The sequence below is a fragment of the Gloeotrichia echinulata CP02 genome, assembly GCA_038087035.1.
Classification (GTDB): Bacteria; Cyanobacteriota; Cyanobacteriia; order Cyanobacteriales; family Nostocaceae; genus Gloeotrichia; species Gloeotrichia echinulata.
Genome location: CP051187.1, coordinates 3321180 through 3343088 on the forward strand (window position 1 = coordinate 3321180; position 21909 = coordinate 3343088).

General features: G+C 42.7%; 17 protein-coding genes and 1 pseudogene. 7 read left to right on the top strand and 11 right to left on the bottom strand.

The window, feature by feature from the left end; all coding sequences use genetic code 11:
* Positions 1-320 precede the first annotated feature (320 nt).
* Positions 321-1400 (top strand): M4 family metallopeptidase, encoded by a 1080-nt coding sequence (locus HEQ19_14715; protein ID WYM00586.1) that lies wholly within the window; start codon positions 321-323, stop codon positions 1398-1400.
* 124 nt (positions 1401-1524) lie between these two features.
* Positions 1525-1827, top strand: coding sequence for a protealysin inhibitor emfourin (locus HEQ19_14720; GenBank protein ID WYM00587.1), 303 nt, complete (start codon positions 1525-1527; stop codon positions 1825-1827).
* A gap of 46 nt (positions 1828-1873) precedes the next feature.
* On the opposite strand, the gene HEQ19_14725 is transcribed toward HEQ19_14720, so the two are convergent.
* Together HEQ19_14725 and HEQ19_14730 are read right to left on the bottom strand one after the other, a co-directional pair.
* Complete coding sequence (locus HEQ19_14725) at positions 1874-2803, bottom strand: cobalamin-binding protein (protein ID WYM00588.1); 930 nt, start codon at positions 2801-2803, stop codon at positions 1874-1876.
* Between the two features lie 588 nt (positions 2804-3391).
* Entirely contained in the window at positions 3392-3874 is a 483-nt protein-coding gene (locus HEQ19_14730) for an IS200/IS605 family accessory protein TnpB-related protein (GenBank protein ID WZI67217.1), read from the bottom strand.
* A gap of 109 nt (positions 3875-3983) precedes the next feature.
* On the opposite strand from HEQ19_14730, the gene HEQ19_14735 reads away from it, so the two are divergent.
* Positions 3984-6551 (top strand): PAS domain S-box protein, encoded by a 2568-nt coding sequence (locus HEQ19_14735; GenBank protein WYM03417.2) that lies wholly within the window; start codon positions 3984-3986, stop codon positions 6549-6551.
* A gap of 114 nt (positions 6552-6665) precedes the next feature.
* Here HEQ19_14735 and HEQ19_14740 read toward each other — a convergent pair whose 3' ends face one another.
* The 8 genes from HEQ19_14740 to HEQ19_14775 all read right to left on the bottom strand — a co-directional run bounded on the left by HEQ19_14740 (position 6666) and on the right by HEQ19_14775 (position 17932).
* A complete protein-coding gene (locus HEQ19_14740; protein ID WYM00589.1) occupies positions 6666-7676 on the bottom strand; it encodes a DUF4351 domain-containing protein in 1011 nt (336 codons plus the stop codon).
* Positions 7677-7854: 178 nt separating this feature from the next.
* Positions 7855-8190 (bottom strand): XisI protein, encoded by a 336-nt coding sequence (locus HEQ19_14745; GenBank protein WYM00590.1) that lies wholly within the window; start codon positions 8188-8190, stop codon positions 7855-7857.
* Positions 8178-8594: a XisH family protein gene (locus HEQ19_14750; protein ID WYM00591.1), complete on the bottom strand. Its 417-nt coding sequence runs from the start codon at positions 8592-8594 to the stop codon at positions 8178-8180. Before HEQ19_14750 ends, HEQ19_14745 begins: the two co-directional genes overlap by 13 nt.
* Before the next feature lie 190 nt (positions 8595-8784).
* Positions 8785-9780, bottom strand: coding sequence for a DUF4351 domain-containing protein (locus tag HEQ19_14755; protein ID WYM00592.1), 996 nt, complete (start codon positions 9778-9780; stop codon positions 8785-8787).
* 406 nt (positions 9781-10186) lie between these two features.
* On the bottom strand, positions 10187-11863 hold the full coding sequence (locus HEQ19_14760; protein WYM00593.1) for a bifunctional serine/threonine-protein kinase/formylglycine-generating enzyme family protein: 1677 nt from the start codon (positions 11861-11863) through the stop codon (positions 10187-10189).
* Between the two features lie 658 nt (positions 11864-12521).
* Positions 12522-13913, bottom strand: coding sequence for a protein kinase (locus tag HEQ19_14765; protein WYM00594.1), 1392 nt, complete (start codon positions 13911-13913; stop codon positions 12522-12524).
* 132 nt (positions 13914-14045) lie between these two features.
* Positions 14046-17054 (bottom strand): L-glutamate gamma-semialdehyde dehydrogenase, encoded by a 3009-nt coding sequence (pruA, locus tag HEQ19_14770; protein WYM00595.1) that lies wholly within the window; start codon positions 17052-17054, stop codon positions 14046-14048.
* 422 nt (positions 17055-17476) lie between these two features.
* Entirely contained in the window at positions 17477-17932 is a 456-nt protein-coding gene (locus HEQ19_14775; GenBank protein ID WYM00596.1) for a cupin domain-containing protein, read from the bottom strand.
* On the opposite strand from HEQ19_14775, the gene HEQ19_14780 reads away from it, so the two are divergent.
* Positions 17918-18121, top strand: coding sequence for a hypothetical protein (locus tag HEQ19_14780; GenBank protein WYM00597.1), 204 nt, complete (start codon positions 17918-17920; stop codon positions 18119-18121). The genes HEQ19_14775 and HEQ19_14780 overlap by 15 nt on opposite strands.
* Positions 18039-18272, top strand: a complete 234-nt coding sequence (locus HEQ19_14785; GenBank protein ID WYM00598.1) for a hypothetical protein — start codon at positions 18039-18041, stop codon at positions 18270-18272. Before HEQ19_14780 ends, HEQ19_14785 begins: the two co-directional genes overlap by 83 nt.
* An 87-nt stretch (positions 18273-18359) precedes the next feature.
* Here the strand turns inward: HEQ19_14785 and HEQ19_14790 are convergent, their stop codons facing one another.
* The gene (locus tag HEQ19_14790; GenBank protein ID WYM00599.1) at positions 18360-19133 is read right to left on the bottom strand and encodes an isochorismatase family cysteine hydrolase; all 774 of its coding nucleotides are present in this window, start codon (positions 19131-19133) and stop codon (positions 18360-18362) included.
* Positions 19134-19216: 83 nt separating this feature from the next.
* On the opposite strand from HEQ19_14790, the gene HEQ19_14795 reads away from it, so the two are divergent.
* Positions 19217-20614: an amidohydrolase gene (locus HEQ19_14795; GenBank protein WYM00600.1), complete on the top strand. Its 1398-nt coding sequence runs from the start codon at positions 19217-19219 to the stop codon at positions 20612-20614.
* An 808-nt stretch (positions 20615-21422) separates the two neighbouring features.
* A pseudogene (locus tag HEQ19_14800) lies at positions 21423-21821 on the top strand (Na+ dependent nucleoside transporter N-terminal domain-containing protein).
* Positions 21822-21909 lie beyond the last annotated feature (88 nt).

A 21909-nucleotide genomic window follows, 5' to 3' on the forward strand; every position in this document is an offset into this window, starting at 1 on the left:
TGCGGAATGACAATTTGTCTGGTGTTTCTATGTCATGTCCCCAGATAAAATTACTCTCTGAGGGTACTGTCTATTAACAACAGATCTGTCAGAAAATACAGAGTAGAAAGGAAAGTTGCCTGAATCAGACCAGTAACTCATGGTCTATATCATCAATTCTGATGGGTAAGTAGTAAGTGCTTTATCGCTCTTTTAAGCACGGAGATGCTGACTACCAACTGTTAGGGAGAAGCCTACTTTATTAGTTGTTTTGCGCTTTTAAAAAGTGGATTTAACACCACTATTTGCCATCACTTAGTTTCAAAAGGAGAATATCTTGGATGGCTCGAAATCAGAAAAAATCATCAGGGTTTAACCGTGAGTCTCATCAGGACTCCAGATGTCCTATCTGTTGTATCCTTCCGCCGCACATACTACAAAATGTCGCCGTCAATGGCGAAGCTCATCAGCGTAGTTGGGCTTTTCAGACCTTGAATCTTTCCGCACAGTTGCGTGGAAGGCGACACGCAATCGGGAATATTTTCTTTGCGCCATCTCCCGGTGAGAAGCGCCGCACCATCTACGATGCTAAAACTAGCGAAAACCTCCCTGGTACACTGGTGCGTGCAGAGGGCGATCCTCCCAGCAGTGATCCAGCAGTGAATGAAGCCTATGATGCTGCTGGTGCTACTTATGACCTATTTCATGATATTTTTGACCGCAAGTCTATTGATGATAAAGGACTGCGCTTAGACTCCACAGTTCATTATGGTGTCGAATACGACAACGCCTTTTGGAATGGCGACCAGATGGTCTATGGTGATGGTGACGGAGAAATGTTTCAACGCTTTACCAAATCAATTGATGTTATTGCCCATGAACTAACTCATGGGATAACTCAGTATGAAGCTGGTTTACAGTATTACGGCGAACCGGGAGCGTTGAATGAGTCGTTTTCTGACGTTTTCGGTTGTCTGGTCAAACAAAGAGTAAATAATCACACAGCCCAGGCTGCAGACTGGATTATTGGTGAGGGTCTTTTAGCACCGACTGTTAACGGTGTTGGCATCCGCTCCATGAAAGCACCGGGGACAGCTTATAATGACAAACTGCTGGGTAAAGACCCCCAACCAGGACACATGAGAGACAAGTATACTGGTAATGAAGATAACGGTGGTGTGCATATTAATTCAGGTATTCCCAACCATGCATTTTATTTAGCTGCAGTTGAAATTGGCGGTTATGCTTGGCAAAAAGCTGGAAAAATTTGGTACATAGCCTTACGCGATCGCCTACGTGCCACAGCCGATTTTAAACGCGCCGCCCAGGTAACTATGCAAATTGCTGGAGAACTCTATGGTATTGCAAGCCTTGAACAGAAAGCAGTAGAGAACGCCTGGAAAAAAGTAGGAGTAATCTAGGAGGCGCCCAGTGAAGGGGGACTTTGATTCCAGTTCCCCCCTTAAAAAGGGGGGTTAGGGGGGATCAATAAGTGCGAAGATACCGCCAAAAACTTTTCAAACAACCTCTTAACGGAGAGCAAAAATGCAGATATCATTTCAACGTACAGGCGGCTTTGCGGGAATCACCAAAACCACAACCGTTGACACAGCCACTCTCTCATCATACGAAGCCGAAACACTACGGCGACTAGTGGAGGTGGCTGATTTATTTAGATTACCTGAACAAATTCCTTCGCCTAACCCCCAAAGCGATCGCTTTCAGTATAAGTTGACAGTAGAAGACCAAGGTAAGCAGCATACAGTCACCGTAAGTGAAGCCGCATTACCAGGCACCTTAAGACCCCTGATTGAGTGGCTTAATCAGGTAGCACGTCGTCCTTCTTGAGGGATTGGGGATTAGGGATTGGGGATTGGGGATTGGGGAAAACTCCTCAGTCAAAAGGTTCCCAAGCAATACCTTTATAGCCGTATTCAAAGATTTCTGGATGTAAAACTTCTGCCAAAACTTCTAAGGAATCTACTAGTCGCGGACCTGGACGGTTGAAGTAAGAATTGCCATCAGTAATGAAGACTCTACCAGTTTGGGTAGCATGGAGTTTTTGCCACTCTGGACGTTGCGTTAAGGATTTTGCCTCTTGACGAGTGCGATGTAAATCGAAGCCGCAGGGCATAAAAATAATCACATCTGGGTTGCTGGCTATCAGTGTTTCCCACTCCAAGTGCGGTGAAGGTTGACCTGTGAGGGTAAACAGTGATTGTCCCCCTGCCAAGTTGACTAATTCCGGTATCCAATTGGCAGCTACCATTAAAGGGTCAGTCCACTCAATACACACAACTGTAGGCAATTCTGTTATCGAGAGTCCTTGGATTTTGTGGTGACAAATTTTGACACGAGCTTCTAAATTTTCGATAACCTTTACCGAGTCTACCCCAAAGATATTACCTACTCGTTCAATATCATTCCAAACATCATGGAGAAGATTTGGTTGTAACGAAATAATTTTGGGTGAACTGTGAATCAGCCTAGCAACTGCCTTTTCAACTTCTGGTAAGCTGACTGCACAAACATCACACTGGTCTTGAGTCAGGATATGGGTAGGCTGCAATTGCTCTAAAACATCAATTTTGATGTCATAAATACTTAGTCCAGTTTGTAATATTTTGTTAATTTCGTCATGAATTTCACTACTGCGAGCATTGTTGTTTAAGCGTGCTGCGGTGCAAATGGGAAGATTGAGGATTTCTGGGGGATAGTCACATTCGTGCGATCGCCCGACAATTGCATTAACTAACCCCAGTTTTGCTAAAATCTCTGTTGCACTAGGAATCAAAGATACAATTCTCATGCTGTTGTCTGTCATCGCTCCATCTCCGTAACCCTGCTCTTACCTTAATTGTGACAAAATTGGATAGGTGGTGTATCTCTCTTTTGAGAGTGAATCAAAGATATATTCTTGGGTAAGAGTCAACCGTCAACCCTCAACTGCTATTACCAACTAGTTTTTCAACCTCGTCTAACTTACAGCAATTTTCATTCATTTGAACCACAGATCTTCGTAGGGGCGCAAGGCCTTGCGCCCCAAAAGCGTGGTCTATTTACCTGAAAATGGCTGTAAGATCTGTAGTTTTTTACCAAATTTTTGCGTTCGCCCAGCGTTTCCCCAGGACAAATGCAACCTACGTCGCCATGACAGAACACATAATTCAAAACTCCAGGTTTCAACATGGACGAGGTTTATATAGCAGGAGACACAACGACCGCTCAGTGCATCGCTGGGGACACTTCGGCAAGCTCAGTGCATCGCTGGGTTACAAGTCTGATTGTGTCTAGGTTTTATCATCAGTTAATGTCCTAAGCACTTTGGCGGTTGCTATAGTTCATAAATCAGTCTGCATATAATAGTTCCAAATCACATAGTCAAATATAGTCAGACTTATGCAATTTAGCTTTAAGCGACTCTACTTTCAGCATGGACACGCTTAAATAGTGGAGTTATCCGCCTTGGATGTACTACCAGACACCCCCTATCCCTTAGAATAGACTGGAGACAGTCAAATCCTTCAGGATTACTTTTTCTGCCGATGTTGTACCCTGCGTTCACGTCGGCATGAATCTTCAAACCATTTTTACTGATATACCACGCACGTTTGACACGTTTTCCTGAGAATACATGCTTGATCTTGTTGTTAGGTTGATAAATTGGGATGATGTCCCAATCAATCGCTGAAGCCTTACTTGTGTAAGATTCTTCTGCTACCTTAACGGTAATACCGACTCTAACTAATTTATAAGTCAGCATTTCGATAAATTTAGCATGTGGTATCTGAGTAAAATTTTGGTTTGTACGTTTACCTAAATTAAGACGTGTTTTCCATTGTTCGTTTTTCCCGATTGAGACGTGAGTTACACCAAGAGATAGAAGTTCATCCACAATCATTTTTTATGTTCTTATTGTCCCACAAAACTTATCCTGATTAATAAAGTTTAGGAAAGTTTAAAGAACATTTTCACTATTTAGTCAAGCTCTTTTGGTGATTAGCATGAGATCTGAACAAATCAAAATTTTGCTGTTTTGTGACAATCACACAGAAGTTGGCGCGACGCTCGCAACTCCCAACTTCGGGACTAATCCTGATTGGGTATCTTCCATGCTCTGGAATTTTGACATGAGCAACTCTACATCCTCACCCCAGTTTCAGGTGCTTCAGGTTCAAAAATTTCTAGATGTTATTTATACTTTACAAACCCAATCTATTGATGTAGTTATTTTAAATTTATCGCTCAATGACGCTGAGGATGCAAAAATCGTCTTAGGTGTGAGTCAATGTGTAGCAGCTTGTTGTCAGAGATCCCTTGCTTCTAATGTGCCAATTGTGGTAATTAATAACGTGGACAATGAAGTTCAGGGCTGGGAAGCCCTAAATATGGGCGCACAAGACTATTTAGTCAAAAGCCAGACCACCCCGCAACTTTTACGCCAAAGATTGCTATATGCAATTGACCAACAGCGGGGACAACATACCGAACCAGAAGTCTTGGTTAGCAAATACCAAGGAACTTCCACACAGTATTATCCGTCTTTATCTCACAAAAGTCGATGGCGTTGGCTGTCTGAGGCAACTTTTGAAGGCATCATCCTACATGATCAGGGCGTGATTGTAGATGTAAATCATATCCTGGCGACAATGACTGGTTATGAAGTTTCTGAACTAATTGGCAAAAATAGCTTTGAACTTGTTACGGTACAATCACAAGATCTGATTAAAAAAAATATACTGTCCGGTTCACAAAGATCACATGAAGTAATTGTAATTAGAAAAGACGGTTCTACTTTTCCCGTAGAACTACAAGGTAAAGTTATTTCTTACCAAGGGCAAAAAATGCAGGTTGTGGCGGTTAGAGACATTACAGAGCGCAAGCAAGCCCAAGATGCTTTGCAAATGCGAGAAAACGCTCGGCGAAAACAAAGCCAAACTCTGGTACAACTAGCTAGAAGTAAGACATTCCAACATGGTAATCTCAACGCGGCATTCAGGGAAATCACAGAAGCAGCAGCTCGCACACTTTTAGTGCAACGAGTTGGTATTTGGTTATACAACGAAGATCACACCAAGATTGAGTGTATCGATTTGTATAACGAGCAGACAAAAGAACATACCTGTGGTATATCACTGTTAAAGGCGAATTATCCGGCTTATTTCCAAGCCTTGGAAGAGGAACGTAGTATTGCCGCCCATGATGCCATTCAGGACAAAAGAACTCAAGAATTATCTCAATCTTATCTTTCGATGTTGGGCATCACATCCTTATTGGATGCACCGATTTGGCTAGGGGGTCGGTTGGTGGGGGTAGTCTCCCATGAGCATTTTGGCGAAATTCGTCAGTGGACATTGGAGGAAGAAAATTTTGCGGGATCAATAGCAGATTTCGTGACATTGGCTATGGAAGCAAGTGAGCGTAACGCCGCACAAGAAGCACTGCGGCAAAGCGAGGCACAATTTCGGGCGATTTTTGAACGTTCATCTATCGGCATCGGACTTATAGATATGAAAGCACAGATAGTAGATGCTAATCCCGTGCTGTGTCAGATGCTGGGATACACTCGCCAAGAATTATATGGTCAGCGCTTCACAGATTATATTTCCCAAAAAAGAGGGGATTTAGAACTTTACAGACAAATGATTTCCACAAGTCTCTCAGACTCTGAGCGCTTGGTAGAAAGACATCGCATTGAGATGGAAAGACTATTTCTGCAAAAAGACGGTGGATTAGTTTGGACTCAGCTTTCGGTGTCGATTATCCCCGACAGTAATGGGACGCCTGAGTTTTTTCTGGCGATGATCGAGGACATTAGCGATCGCAAGGAAACAGAATTGAAACTGCGAGCCTCCCAAGCGGATGCTGAAGCTGGTAGTCGAGCAAAAAGTGAATTTTTAGCCACGATGAGCCACGAACTGCGAACCCCTCTCAATGCGATTATGGGTTTGTCTCAATTGCTACAACAAGAAATGGTAGGCTCTCTCAATGACAAACAAAAAGAATATTTAAGTTGTGTATATAGCAGTGGTGAACATCTACTAGCGCTAATCAATGATATACTTGATTTATCTAAGGTAGAAGCAGGCAAGGAAGAACTGTCGCTGTTGCCTATATCAGTGTCAGAATTATGTAATTCTGTAATATCGACCGTGAGCGATCAAGCTGCAGATAAAGGATTGCGTCTGACAAGCGAAATTGATCCTCTGGCTGACATTTTCATTGCAGATGAGCGGCGAATTAAGCAAATGCTACTAAATCTCCTCACCAATGGGATTAAATTCACCCCAGCGGGACAGGTTTGTTTGGAAGTTAAAAAAATAGGTTCAGGTATTACTTTTACAGTCGCAGATACTGGTATTGGTATTGATTCCAATCACATTCAATTCTTGTTTGAACCATTTAAACAGCTTGATAGTCGATTAAATCGTCAGTACGAAGGTACTGGTTTGGGTTTAGCTTTGACCAGGAAGTTAGCCCGTTTGCATGGTGGAGATGTGACGGTAGAATCTACCTTGGGTGAAGGTAGTAGGTTTACTCTGTTTCTGCCAGATCTATCTGATGGGGACTAGGGATTGGGGATTGGGGATTGGGGATTGGTAGGAATAGAGCAGGGGTTTCGCGCCTAACGCACCACCGAATCAAGCAGCAGTGCTATGTCCCTAGGGCACAGCACTGCTGTGCCCCTACTGTGGTGGATTCGCTTGCAACCAGTTAAATAAATCTTCAATTGAGGTAAAATCTAACAAGGCTTCCCCTAAAGATTCTAGCTGAGTTAGAGAAAGAGACTCAATTTGCGATCGCACCTCCGATGATAATTCTCCCACCCGTCTTTGTAGTTGGCGTAAAATCAGCGCTTGTTCACCTTCTTGTCTACCTTCCTGTCTCCCTTCTTGTCTACCTTGTTGTATGCCTTGCTCGTATTCAATGCGCTCGCCTGTGGTAACATATCTCATGGTACGCTCCTGTTCAAATTGTCGGAACTCTTGCCAAAATTCTACTTCCAATGCCTTTGGTAATATCATAACCCAATCGATAAATCGATACAGGTTACGAATATCTTGTGCTTCCCAACCTAAATCATAAAGCCTGCGAATTAACGCCAATTTCCAAACTTTGCGTTGTTCTGGTTGTTTTCGCGTTTGTTGGGTTTTGAGATGCGCCATTACCACCGTCGCAAACGGGTTATTGCTGGCTTCTAATTCTGTCCAACGGTTTTCGTAATCTAACAGCTTGACGGTGCCAAATTCAAAGTTTAACCGCGTATCTGGATAATCATAACTGTAATTATTGGGACGCCATTCCCGATTTGCATCACACAAAATCGCTAAACTGGTGGCTGGTTTATCAAAGCGGTCAAATATGCGAAAGTTGTAGGTGAACATCCGCTTGGGAAATTCATCTTCTTTGGTGGCTTGTATTTCTACATGCACTAATAACCAAAGTTCATGTCCTTGGATGTGCCATACTTTGACTAGTTTATCAGCATATCGCTTACCAAGTTCTGCTTCACGGGCGATTTGTTGAAATTCTTTATCGAGAAATTCGTAGGGACGTTCCCAGTTAATTAATGCAGCAGTTTTGGGAAAAAAGAACTGCATTGCTTGGGGAAAGTAAGCTTCTAATACTTCTTTCCACGGACTATCAAAATCGGCGCGTTGGTTTAGTTCACCGTCAGCATCCCTGAGATCATTCATTGTAACTTATAAAAGACGCGATTTATCAGATATTGCCCTGTTGTAATATATCAGGTTTACACAGCAATCGGTGAGTTATCTTCACCAAAGTTAGCTACATCTACAAAGCGTGAAACTGACAAGCTTTTCCGGTTGAGTCTAATTCTTCCAATTTTGTGTAGGTTTCGCGCTTTTTGATTTAATTAACAGCGTATTCTGTAAACTGTCGCATGAACGGTGAATGAAACCCAATCACAATATCCTGATTTGGTACACCCTCCTTTACCAATTCCTCTGCAAAATCAATTTCTGTACCGTTATACTGCAGCCAAATTTTGGCATTCTTAATATCTAAATGCAGCACACAACCATAAACCCGATGACCATTTTCCCAGCCCACATTCACTAGCTGATAATGGTCATGTTCGGTGTCAAAAATTGTTTCTCTATCTACATCATCTCGCCTGGAACCGTAACTCGCATAATCTGTCATCAGCTTTTTGATAATTTCCCGATACTTAACTATTTTATCCATTGTTCAATTACCTCCTGCTCTGGGTTGTAAATTAGCAATTTTAGGTTTTGAGATTGGATAACTATTTGAATTAATTCAAGTTTAAAAAATGTTTCATAAGTAATGCTGGGAACGCCTAAATATAACTCTCTTTCTGGTTGCTTTTGACTCAAAGCTGTTCGATAGTTAATAAATTGTCCTAGTGCTGTATGGAATTGTGAAATGGTTGAACCTCCAACAAAGCTTTTGACTTCAACCGCTATCTTTTCTCCTGCTTTTTGCGCCGCAATTAATCTTTCTGCGCCTAAATCAATATAAATTTCTAAGCCACCATAATCTAGATATATTGGATCATCTGTAATTATCCATCCATCTTTTTCTATGGCACGCTTCACAGCGTCATGAAAGATATCTTTTGCTGGCATAGTGAAATTATCCCCAGCATTGGGTTACAATGCCGCTCAAAATCATTATTCTTAATCATAGCAATTTCCTGTAGGGTGTGTTAGGCGCATATCTTCTATATCATCACCCCAAATATTTCGGTTTCGCGCCTAACGCACCACCGAATCAAGCAGCAGTGCTATGTCCCTAGGGCACAGCAGTGCTGTGCCCCTACTGTGGTGGATTCGCTTGCAACCAGTTAAATAAATCTTCAATTGAGGTAAAATCTAACAAGGCTTCCCCTAGCGATTCTAACTGAGTTAGAGCAAGAGACTCAATTTGCGTAGGCGTAGCCCGTCGTAGACATCGCACCTCCGATGATAATTCTCCTACCCGTCTTTGTAGTTGGCGTAAAATCAGCGCCTGTTCGCCTTTTTGTATGCCTTGCTCGTATTCAATGCGCTCGCCTGTGGTAACATATCTCATGGTACGCTCCTGTTCAAATTGTCGGAACTCTTGCCAAAATTCTACTTCCAATGCCTTTGGTAATATCATAACCCAATCGATAAATCGATACAGGTTACGAATATCTTGTGCTTCCCAACCTAAATCATAAAGCCTGCGAATTAACGCCAATTTCCAAACTTTGCGTTGTTCTGGTTGTTTTCGTGTTTGTTGGGTTTTGAGATGCGCCATTACCACCGTCGCAAAGGGGTTATTGCTGGCTTCTAATTCTGTCCAACGGTTTTCGTAATCTAACAGCTTGACGGTGCCAAATTCAAAGTTTAACCGGGTATCTGGATAATCATAACTGTAATTATTGGGACGCCATTCCCGATTTGCATCACACAAAATCGCTAAACTGGTGGCTGGTTTGTCAAAGCGGTCAAATATGCGAAAGTTGTAGGTGAACATCCGCTTGGGAAATTCATCTTCTTTGGTGGCTTGTATTTCTACATGCACTAATAACCAAAGTTCATGTCCTTGGATGTGCCATACTTTGACTAGTTTATCAGCATATCGCTTACCTTGTTCTGCTTCACGGGCGATTTGTTGAAATTCTTTATCGAGAAATTCGTAGGGACGTTCCCAGTTAATTAATGCAGCAGTTTGCGGAAAAAAGAACTGCATTGCTTGGGGAAAGTAAGCTTCTAATACTTCTTTCCACGGACTATCAAAATCGGCGCGTTGGTTTAGTTCACCGTCAGCATCCCTGAGATCATTCATTGTAACTTATAAAAGACGCGATTTATCAGATATTGCCCTATTGTAATATATCAGTGATTAGTAATAGTCTGCCGTAGATTGTAGGGTGTGTTAGGCGCATATCTTCTATATCATCACGCCAAATATTTCGGTTTCGCGCCTAACGCACCACCAGATATCTCGCTGCTGTTTAATTTTCGCAAATTTTGCCGAAATAATAATTGATTGTATTGTGCTATAATCAAATCACGCAGTTAATCCAGTCTGTTCATCAAATTTACCCGCCCTGACAAGGCGATGAACTAAAAAAACGAAAAAAAATTGATCCGCCTGTGGCGGATAAGGGTAAGAAGGGTAAAGAGAAGAAGTGCAAAGGGCAAAAGGGCGAGAGCGCTAAGGGCGAAGAATCCACCCTGCGGGAAGCAAGCTACGCGGCCGCACCCGCACATACAACGCGAAAACCGATAACGTTGTCGCGGTAGGTGGGACTGAGGTTGACGTTGAGGCGATAAGCAGAACGGCAAACCCAAGAACCGATGTACCAAGAACCACCGCGCAGCATCCGTTGTTTATCATTCTCAACTAGCCAAGAACTACCATCGCTAGGCGCATTTATATAATTTTCATGCCGATTGTCATAACACCATTCCCACACATTCCCATGCATATCATGTAAACCAAATGCATTAGCAGGGAAGCTACCTACATCTGTCGTTTTTTTGCGGTACTTACCTTTGGGCACAGAATCATAGATACCATAGCTACCATTGTAGTTAGCTAAGTCAGTTGTGATGGTCTCACCGAAGTGGAATGGGGTTGTTGTTCCTGCTCTACAGGCGTATTCCCATTGTGCTTCGCTGGGCAGTTGATATTTTTTTCCAGTCTTATTAGATAGTATAGCACAAAATTCTACTGCATGATTCCAATTTACGGTTTCCACCGGTCTTTTTTTTCCTGGGAAGTCAGAAGGATTTTTACCCATCACTGCTGCATACTGTTCTTGAGTGATGGGAAACTTGCCCATATAAAACGGTTGAATGGTAACTTGGTGCTGTGGACGTTCACTATCGTCTCCCTCATTTTCTGGCGAACCCATCATAAAACTACCGCCAGGAATTGCTACCATTTCTAAAACTACACCATTACCCAGGTCTTCGGTAAACAATTCTGCTTGTGAGCGATAACGGGTAATTTTCAGGTTTGTGTCTATCTGAGCGTATTCAAATTCAAACTTCCGCGTGGGGTATATCCCCGCTCCCTGCTGGCTCTGAGGAGTTGGGGGTGGAGTGCTAGGAATACGCAACAATTCTAACCATTCTCGCACTGTCTGCGGTCTATCTTCTGACACCAACGCCATCCCCTTGAGAATCGCATCATTCACCCTGTCGCTAATTTGCGGATTAAATTCTTTTGGCGGTTTCAAAGGTGCATATTCCCGAAAATTAGCGGGGATGGGAACTCGCGCTGTCAGCAAATTATACAGCGTCGCCGCTAAAGCATAAACATCAGTATACGCACCAAATTTACCTTGTCTATCATACTGTTCAAGTGGTGCATAACCTTGTGTCATCGAATTAGTCATGCTGGCGGTTTTACCAATGGTAAATTCCCGCGCTAAACCAAAGTCAATCAATACTGCTGTTTTTGTTCCCCGACGCAACAGAATATTATTCGGTTTGATATCTCGATGTAAAAATCCCTGTTGATGGACATATTCTAAAGCTTGTCCAATTTGCTCAATATATTCTAGAGCTTCTTTCTCAGACAATTGCCCATGCTGATCAATATAAACTGCTAAATCTTCCCCATCAATATGTTCCATCACCATCCCCCAAAGTCCATCTTCTTGGATGAGTTCATAAACTTGGACAATATGAGGATGTTTACAACCTTTTAAAACCAGCGCTTCGTTGACAAATTTTTCTTGTCGTTCGTCAAAGTCGGCTTGATTTTGCTGGATGTGGTTGAGGGTTTTGATGACGAATAATTTACCTGTACGTTGTTCGATAGCGCGATAGGTAATACCAAAGCCACCACCACCCAATACTTTTTGAATGATGAAGCGCCCGTTTTTAATATGTTGATTGGGTGTCCAGAGTTTCATCTGCTCAGGGAATTTTACAGGTTTGCCGACGCTATTATATTGTAGTCAAAATCCCTGAGATTATTTGTATCTTGGTGCCTCTGTGGTTTAATTTGTAAAATCTCGTTTGTAAAATCTCGTTTCCAGGTTCTACCTGGAAATGCATTAAAGACGGCTCTGCCGTTTTTTTGGAGGCGGAGCCTCCTAATAGGCATTCCCAGTCTGAGACTGGGAACGAGGTAATGCCGACCCTACGGGTATTTCTACGCATTTTTATTTTTTAGCTGCAATTGAGTTGCATCGACCTGCAATTGAGTTGCATCGACCTGCAATTGAGTTGCATCGCCCTGCAATTATATTGCATCGCCCTGCAATTATATTGCATCGACCTGCAATTATATTGCATCGACCTGCAATTGAATTGCATCGACCTGCAATTGAAAACGACACTGTGATCAGCTTGCTTTGTTGTATAACAGGACTTACGCTAGTGTTAGATTTAAAGAATGGTGCGTGACGCCACTCATTTTGTCGCTGCGTACAATATTTATCGCAGCGTCACGCACCCTACGATTACTTTGCGCCTTCTCTTCCCTACGGGACGCTCCGCGAACGAGACGCTCCGCGAATGCGCCTTCTCTGCGAGACGCTACGCGAATGCGTGAGATAAATTCATATCTCATTCAGCAACGCCGATTAACCCAACCCACTTAATGTTTAACAAAGCTTGTTTAAATTCCGCTGCAGTTTTAAAATAAATTTCCGGTTTTTCCACCAACGCCAAATCAATTACCTCCGCTAGCGCTTGGGGAATATTCACATCTCGCTGACGAATTGGTACGGGATTATTTTGCAAAATTGCTAAAAATGGGTCGCCTGTAAAGTCACGGGGGAAGCTGCCTGTTAACATATTATATAGACAAGCGGCTGCAGCCCAAACATCTACTTCTGGTCGAGCATATTTAAAATCTAGCAGCTGTTGTCTGGGCATAAAAGCGGGAGTACCAGCTTGAGTACCTGTGAGAGTTTGACCGCTTAACCCAGCTAAATCAAAGGCTTTAGCTAAACCGTAATCACCAACTTTAGCTATTATCTTGCCATCAATATTACTCAAGAATATATTACTCGGTTTTAAGTCGCGGTGAACTAAACCTTTACCCTTGCCAAAGCCACCATTAGCTAGTTTAATGTAGGGAAGTTCTGCTTGATGGGCGTATTCCAAACCATCTAAAACTTGCAGAATGATTGGCACAGCAATATCAATAGATAGTTTCCCACCTTGTTGTTCGATTAAATCTGCTACGCTGCCGCTATTGCAATACTCCATTGTAAAAAAGAAAATAGCATCAGCGTAACCATAATCAATTAATTTGACTACATGGGGATGTTGCAAAGCTTTGGTGTTTTCGGTTTCTCTGAGAAATCTTTCAACTGCACTTTCATTAGCAGCCACTGCAGGTAACATTACTTTCAAGGCTAAAAAATCACCAGAATTATGATGCTGTGCTAAATAAACTTCTCCAAATCCACCTTTACCCAGCAATTTAACAATATTATAACCGCGAATTGCGCTTAAATTTTTGTCGCCACCCTCAGCTAAACCCAGCCATTGTCGGATGATTTCCCAGAAATTTGGTGTTTGTGGTTGGTTATGGTTGACAGGAAGAGTAGGAGGAAAAAAGTTGGGAATTTTGATTTCTGCTGGATCTACTTCAATGTTAACTGCAAAGACAGTATCACCCAATTTAATTTCATCGCCTGAGAGCAAATCATACTCAGGAAATTTCAGCTTTGCGCCTTCTTCGGGTGTTTGGTGACTTTCGCGCTGTCCAATTTTTTTATCGTTAACATAAGTCCCATTTTTACTACCAAAATCCCGGATGCGAATATCTGGGGGGTTGATATCTAGTAAACAGTGATAACGGGAGATGGTTCGATGATGTTCGTCGTCTGGTAACTGTGGGTTGCAATCTGCACTTCTGCCAATTATACAAGTAGTGCGGGAATCAAAAATAAACTGCCGTCCTGGAAGTTTACCTTCGGTGACTGTCAGGGTGATTTTAGCTGGCATTTATATTTATTAAAAGTATATATTTTTCCGCGTATATCTCCTATTTTACAGCCATTTTCAGGTAAATAAACCACGCTTTTGGGGCGCGGGCGCAAGGCCTTGCGCCCCTACGAAAATCTCTAACTGACAAATCTAATCGACGCCTTCAATTGGTGCAAAACCTTGACGCTGAATATTTTCTGTCACAGTGCGTGGTTCTAGAAATTGCAGCAGATAATCAGGACCGCCTGCTTTAGAACCAACACCAGAAAGATTGAAACCACCAAAAGGTTGCCTTCCCACAATCGCCCCGGTAATGTTACGATTAATGTACAAATTCCCTACGGCAAACTCTGTCTGCGCCTGCTGAATGTGGGAAGGTGTGCGGGAGTAAAGTCCCCCAGTTAAGGCGTAGTTTGTACCGTTGGCGACGGTTAAGGCTTCTGGGAAATTCTGCACCCTAATTACTGCTAACACAGGACCAAAAATTTCTTGTTGGGCGATTATACCATTTGGCGGCACATCAGTAAAGATAACTGGACCGACAAAATAACCTTGAGTGGGTGCGGGTAACTCTAAAGCTAATTGGGCTTCTGCTTTACCTTTCTCAATATATTCGAGAATGCGATCGCGAGCATTGGCATCAATTACCGGACCGACTTGAGTACCGGGTAATTCTGTTTCGCCAATATTCAAAGATTTTGTGGCTTCTACTAATCGGCGCACAAAAGCATCATAAACCGGTTGCAGAACAATCACCCGTGAACAAGCAGAACATTTTTGTCCGCTATAACCAAAAGCTGATTGTAATACCCCAATCACAGCTTGGTCTAAATCTGCACTTTCATCCACAATAATAGCATTCTTCCCACCCATTTCGGCAATCACCCGTTTCATGTGCCTTTGACCGGGTTTCAGGGTAGCAGCTTCAGCGTAAATTCTGCAACCTACCTCCTGAGAACCAGTAAAAGCAATTACATGGGTATCAGGATGACTCACCAAATAAGCCCCGACTTGGGAACCCTTACCAGGTACGTATTGAAATACACCTTTAGGTATTCCAGCTTCCACCAAAATTTCTGTGAATTTGGCAGTAATTATAGAAGATGTTTCTGCAGGTTTGAGGAGAGTTGAATTTCCTGCAACCAAAGCTGCAACAGTCATTCCACAAGCAATGGCTAACGGGAAATTCCAGGGAGAAATCACCACAACGATTCCTCTGGGCTGGTAAATATAACGATTAGTTTCACCAGAAACATCGTAATTTACACCCTGATCTAACCGTTCCATTTCCTCAGCGTAGTAAAGACAAAAGTCGATAGCTTCAGATACCTCTGCGTCAGCTTCTTTAACCGGCTTCCCCACTTCCAAAACAATCCACACAGAAAGTTCAGCACGGCGTTGTTCCATCAACACAGCAGCTTTCCGTAAAATATCAGCCCGTTGCTTCACTGGAGTCTTACGCCAAGCAGGAAAAGCAGCCTTCGCAGCTTGCATTGCTTCCTCTGCTTGTTCAACACTAATCAGTCCAATCTTACCAATTACCTCGCTAAAATTCGACGGATTGAGAGAATCAATCACCGTTGAAGTATTAACATACTCACCATTAATCAAAGGAAGATAACTCTTCGCCAATTGTTGACGAACAACTTTAAAAGCCTCAGCCGATTTTACTCTCGCTCCTTCCCCAGCATAATCCGTATCCGCCACACCCACAAACCCCGCGCCCTCCTCTTTGCGTCTCTGGTTACTGAGCGCAGTCGAAGTATGCGCCTCTGCGTGAGATAAATCCACAACCGGTGGACTCAGCAACTCCTCAGCGGGACGATTTTCCAAATTTTGGCGTAAAAAAGAACTATTCGCCGTATTTTCCAACAAACGACGAATCAGATAAGCCATCCCCGGTAGAAGTTCACCATAGGGACAATACACACGCACACGATAACCCTGATCGACCAAAGCCTTAGCCAGCTTATCACCCATACCGTACAAAACTTGCATTTCAAAGCAACGCCGGGGGACATTCAAGCTTTGGGCTATGGCTATGGCTCTGGCTTGCGATCGCACATTATGGCTACCAATAGCAGCATACACATATTGATGATTTTCCAGCAATAACTGGGTGATGGTTTCAAAATTAGCATCACTAGCGGCTTTATCATTGTAAACTGGTTGTGACCAATGCTTCTGTGCAGCTTTGATAGTTTCCTGATCCCAATAAGCGCCTTTAACCAGACGAACTGTTAAAGGATAACCGCGCTGTTTTAACCAAGAAATTAGATCCTTAGCATCTTGCTCACTGTCGCGCAGGTATGCTTGAATTGTCATACCAATATCTGTACGTTGGCGAAATTCGTCTTCCAGTAAAAGTTTTTTCAGAATATTCAGAGTAATGTCTTTATAGGCGTACTGTTCCATATCAAAGTGGACAGCTGCGCCGACTTCTTTGGCTCGACGTAAGAGAATGCGAATGCGATCGCTAACTTTCGCTTCACTACCTTCAGCATCCAAGGGGTCGAATTGGGAATAAAACGCCGTTAACTTCACAGAAACCTGAACTTTTGGCAGATTTTCACCATCTGCTGTGTCAATAGCGGCAATAGTTGTCCAACTTTGGGAAGCTTCCACCAATTGTACCATCAATTCCAGGTAACGTTCCAGATAAGACTGCGCTTCGGCTTCTGTAATTACAGCTTCACCAAGTAAATCAATGGTGAAAGCCATTTTTTCTTTCCGCAGGCGTTCAACTGTTTTGATGACTTGCTTAATATTTTCCCCAGAAATATATTTATGAGCAAGAGTCTCAACCGCTGTCGCCACAGTTGTCGCCGCAACTTGTCCAGGCATAGAATCGGGATTAGCAAAGTTTAGCATCCCCTTGAGCGCTGCGGGTAACTCTACAGACTCATCACCGAGATATTCTTGTAAATGAGCAGCAATTTCCGATTTGCTGCGTAAAGCCGGGAGAGTATCAATAAACCGAAATAGCTGCACCCGCAATCCTGGATTACTCATCGCCCATGCTAGTAATTTATCATCCCAGCGCATCTGATCGCGCAAAGAAGCTAAAAACGAACGATTCTCCTGGGTGGCTATTAGAAGCTGTTTACCGATTTCTTGGGTTTTAGCTTCGTAGGTGCTGGCTTGTACTTGTAATACCACGGGTAGCAGACTCCTTGTTCAACACACAGACTATATGAAGCCTGTGTATTCTATTTTGGCTCTTTAATTTTGTAGCCACCAGATTTCCCACTCACAATAATTAAAAAATTTTAAGTTGTTTGTCTTACTGAGAATATTTATAACAATTGACAAAGACTCCATCTCAATACTGCGTAGGTTTTGAAAATCGCAAAGCGTGAAACCCTTGTAGAGACGTTACATGTAACGTCTCTACATTCAGCCCTTAGCCAATTTTAGATTTTAGATTTTAGATTTTTGGGAAGCAAGACCCCATGTGTCTGTAAAAATCTAAAAGACGCTCCTACGTCACCCTAAGCGCAGCTGTGCCGTAGGCTTTACGCTACGAAGCACGCAAATCTAAAATCCAAAATTGGTTGACCTGAAGGATTACTAATTGTGGTTCAACAAGGCATCATAGCATCAAATCTACCTAGTACTGCCAAATCTTCAGCATCTAACGCAACTGGAATACCACTGCGAATTAATTCCGAAAAATCTTCATTTGGCACCATAATCGTCAACGTATACAAACGAGACGAGCCTGTATTTTTGATTAAATGAGTCCCTGTGGGAGGTACCAACAAACTATCACCAGCTTTGATAGATACCTGTTTACCATCACACATAGCTACACCTTCGCCTTTGAGGATAAAAAACATTTCCACCGCCCACTGATGGCGATTTGGTGGTGTTTGTCCACCGACATCAAAAATTTCTACACAACAAGTTAAAGAAGTATTAGCATTTGCTGTATCGAAGATAATCGCCAATCGATTTGTATCACAGGGGCTGATGCGATATACTTGATAATCTTTGGGAGATTTGATAACAGGAATTACACAATGATTAGTATACATTTATCACCTCCTAAGTTTTCATTTGTCATTTGTCATTTGTCATTGGTCATTGGTCATTGGTCATTTGTCATTTGTCATTTGTCATTTGTCATTGGTCATTGGTCATTTGTCATTTGTCATTGGTCATTGGTCATTTGTCATTTGTCATTTGTCATTGGTCATTGGTCATTGGTCATTTGTCATTGGTAGGGAACTCCTAACTCATTACTCATTACTCATTACTCATTACTCATTACTCATTACTCATTACTCATTACTCATTACTCATTACTCATTACTCATTACTCATTACTCATTACTCATTACTCATTACTCATTACTCATTACTCATTACTCCTAACTCCTAACTCCTAACTCCTAACTCCTAACTCCTAACTCCTAACTCATTACTCATTACTCATTACTCATTACTCATTACTCCTAACTCCTAACTTGTTTGCAATGCTGTAAAAATCGCTTGTGAATCAGTCACAAAACCGAAGCATTGTTGGACATTATATAAAGTCGCCAACCAACAATAATCAGGAGAAGTTGTAGCGGTACAATCTTTAACTAAAACACAGTCATATCCTAAAAAGTTGGCGTCACATAATGTGGTCAAGACACATTGGTCAGCGTTGACACCAGCAAAAAAAAGTGTTGTTCTTCCCAGGTTCCGCAAGATACTATCTAAGGGAGTATCCCAGAAGCCGCTCATGCGGTATTTATCGACGTGAATATCTGTCGGTAGGTGTTCAAGTTCATCCACCACGGAAGCTCCCCAACTACCCGCAGTCAGTACCTTAGCGCCGTTGCTAGGAAGGGGATCGCCCAAACCTACATCATCACCTGTGGGGTTGTAGACGTGATGTAAACCGGCACTAATATTCAGTAAGTCGGGACGATTTCCCCAATTTACCCAAATTACAGGTACACCGAGGGCGCGAAGTTCTGGAAGTAAGCTGTTTAAAGGTTCAATGGGCTGACGGGCCCCAGTCACATCCACACCGATATGCGCTAACCAACCATCGGGATGACAGAAGTCATTTTGCATATCAATGACAATGATAGCGGTTTTTGCCAAGTCTAGGCGCAGGGTTTTACTATCTGTTGTTAAAATAACGGGTTGTGGGTTCTGGGGGGGACGAGTTATGTCTGCGTACGCTTGATTCACAGTCCAAGCATTTGGTGGAAGTCCCAATGTCCGAAAAGACTGACTCATAAACTACAATACCTAACACCATTTTTTACTTTGTAACTTGATTTCAAGTTACATGTTCAATTCCTTAATTAAGGTTAAATATTGTGAATTTCACTATCCAGCATGTTTTAATTGCTTCCCATGAGGGTTACAATACCGTCGATGTCCAGGTTGTAGACCGTAAAATTGCCGCAATTGCACCGAATTTAGATGTTATCGGCATTGCCATTGATGGTACAAATAAACTATTACTGCCGGGATTTTTCAACGCCCACACCCATTCCCCAGAGATGTGGCAACGGGGAGTAATTCGACCTTTACCTTTAGAATTATGGTTAGGGGAACTCTATGACTTTACCCCTCTTGATCCAGAACAAATATATCTGAGCGCCCTGGGAACAGCAACAGAAACCTTACTTTCTGGGGGTACGAGTGTCGTAGATCATTTGGTATTAATTCCGGGACAAGAATTAGAAACTATCGCTACCACCGTTCGCGCTTACACAGAAGTGGGGATTCGCGCCTTTGTAGCCCCATTAATTCAAGATGAATCCCTCACAGCGGGGATACCATCAGGGGAATCTACCCAAACTCATCAACCGTTTTTTCGCTCAACTGCGGCCACATTAGAAATTATAGAAGAAGCGGTGAGACAATTTCATCGTCCCGATGAGGGTGTGAGTATTTTAGTTGCACCCACAGGGATACAATTGTGTACAGATGCTTTATTTACCGGATGCATTGAATTAAGCGATCGCTATAATCTGTGTCGTCACTCCCATCTACTCGAAACCAAAGCTCAAGAAAAACTCGCTCAACAAAAATACGGTTGTACTGCAGTCGAACATCTTAAACGAATTGGGTATTTAGGCGATCGCACAACACTAGCCCATTGTGTCTGGTTAAATGATGCTGATATTGCCATTCTTGCCGAAACTCAATCTACAGTCGTTCACAACCCCTTAAGTAATCTACGTTTAGGTAGTGGTATTGCCCCCATTTTAAAATATCTGCAAGCAGGGGTCAACGTCACATTTGGTTGTGATGGGGCTTCGAGTAATGACTCTCAAGACTTATTAGAAGCCATCAAAATTGGTTCCATTTTGCACAACATTACAGACTTAGATTATCAGCACTGGATTACACCCCGAAAAGCCGTAGAAATGGCATCTTTAGGCGGTGCAAAAGGACTAAATTTATCAGAGCAACTGGGTTCCCTCACCGTGGGAAAACAAGCGGATTTAGTCCTTTATGACCTAACTAATTTATCATTACTACCCCGTACAGACCCTATTGGTTTATTAGTATTAGGGCGTCCCAGCAACGTTGTTCATAGTGCTTGGGTCAATGGTAAACAAATAGTTGCTGATGGTCAAATTACCACCATCAATGTTGACGATTTGCGAAAAGAACTATTTAACCGTAGCCAGTGGGAGAGTCAGCGTCAGTCCCCCACCGTCGCCGAATTAGAGCTGCATTATCGCACAGTTATGGGTTTGTGAAACCCAGAGTAACGCCGAAATACACTCGTAGGGGCACGGCAATGCCGTGCCCCTACCCCCACAATATCATCGCTATTCACCTTTTTACCTCTCACCGCTAAAAAATGGAGCTTTGATCTCCGTGAATGAAGCTCAAAGCTCCGTTCATCTAGCTCAAAGCTCCGTTCATCTAGCTCAAAGCTCCGTTCATCTAGCTCAAAGCTCCGTTCATCTAGCTCGGAACTCCGTCAATCTAGCTCAAAGCTCCGTTCATCTAGCTCAAAGCTCCGTTCATCTAGCTCGGAACTCCGTCAATCTAGCTCAAAGCTCCGTTCATCTAGCTCAAAGCTCCATTCATCTAGCTCAAAGCTCCGTTCATCTAGCTCAAAGCTCCGTTCATCTAGCTCAAAGCTCCATTCATCTAGCTCAAAGCTCCATTCATCTAGCTCAAAGCTCCATTCATCTAGCTCAAAGCTCCGTGGATATAGATCAATACAGTTCAGTTAGGCTCGAATGATATACACTGTAGGGGCACGGCATCCAAAATTTTTTCTTCTAATGACAATTTTATTCGTGCCGTGCCCCTACGACAATTTTCCTTAACTGAACTGTATTGGGATATAGATTGCGTAGGGGCGCAAGGCCTTGCGCCCCTACAAATTAATCAATCAGGCTTTGAACTCCCTTAATGAGTCTTTGCTTTGGACGGTTTCTAGCGGTTCCTGTCAACGAAAACCCCAGAAATATCTAGACAAGATACAAACTCAAGACAGATTTTTGTGTATGCTTTGTGACCAAGGGACTGAGCAATACATTCTGGGGAATCAACATGGAACGTGCTATCTCCGCGCTGGGAATCTTAGTTTTCATCGGTATATCCTACGCCCTGTCGGTGAATCGTCAAGCAGTGCGTTGGCGAACAGTGGCTTGGGGATTGGGGTTAGAGTTTATCTTGGCGCTGCTGATTCTCAAAACTCCCTGGGGATTGAATGCGTTTAAGTCTTTGGGAGATGTCGTCAGCACTTTTTTAGGATTTTCTGATGTTGGTGCAGAATTTGTCTTTGGTAAGAATTTCAAAGATCATTTATTTGCCTTCCAAGTGCTGCCGACAATTATATTTTTCTCTGCCTTCATCACTGTATTGTACCACTACGGGATTTTGCAGTGGGTGGTGAATGGGCTGGCGTGGGTGATGATGAAGACGATGAAAACTTCGGCTCTTGCGTGTATAGCGTGCTTAATTATTAATGAAAGTCGATTAAATTGCTTTAATAACAAGGCTTATAGGCGTTTATAATTTGATTTTTAGTAACAGT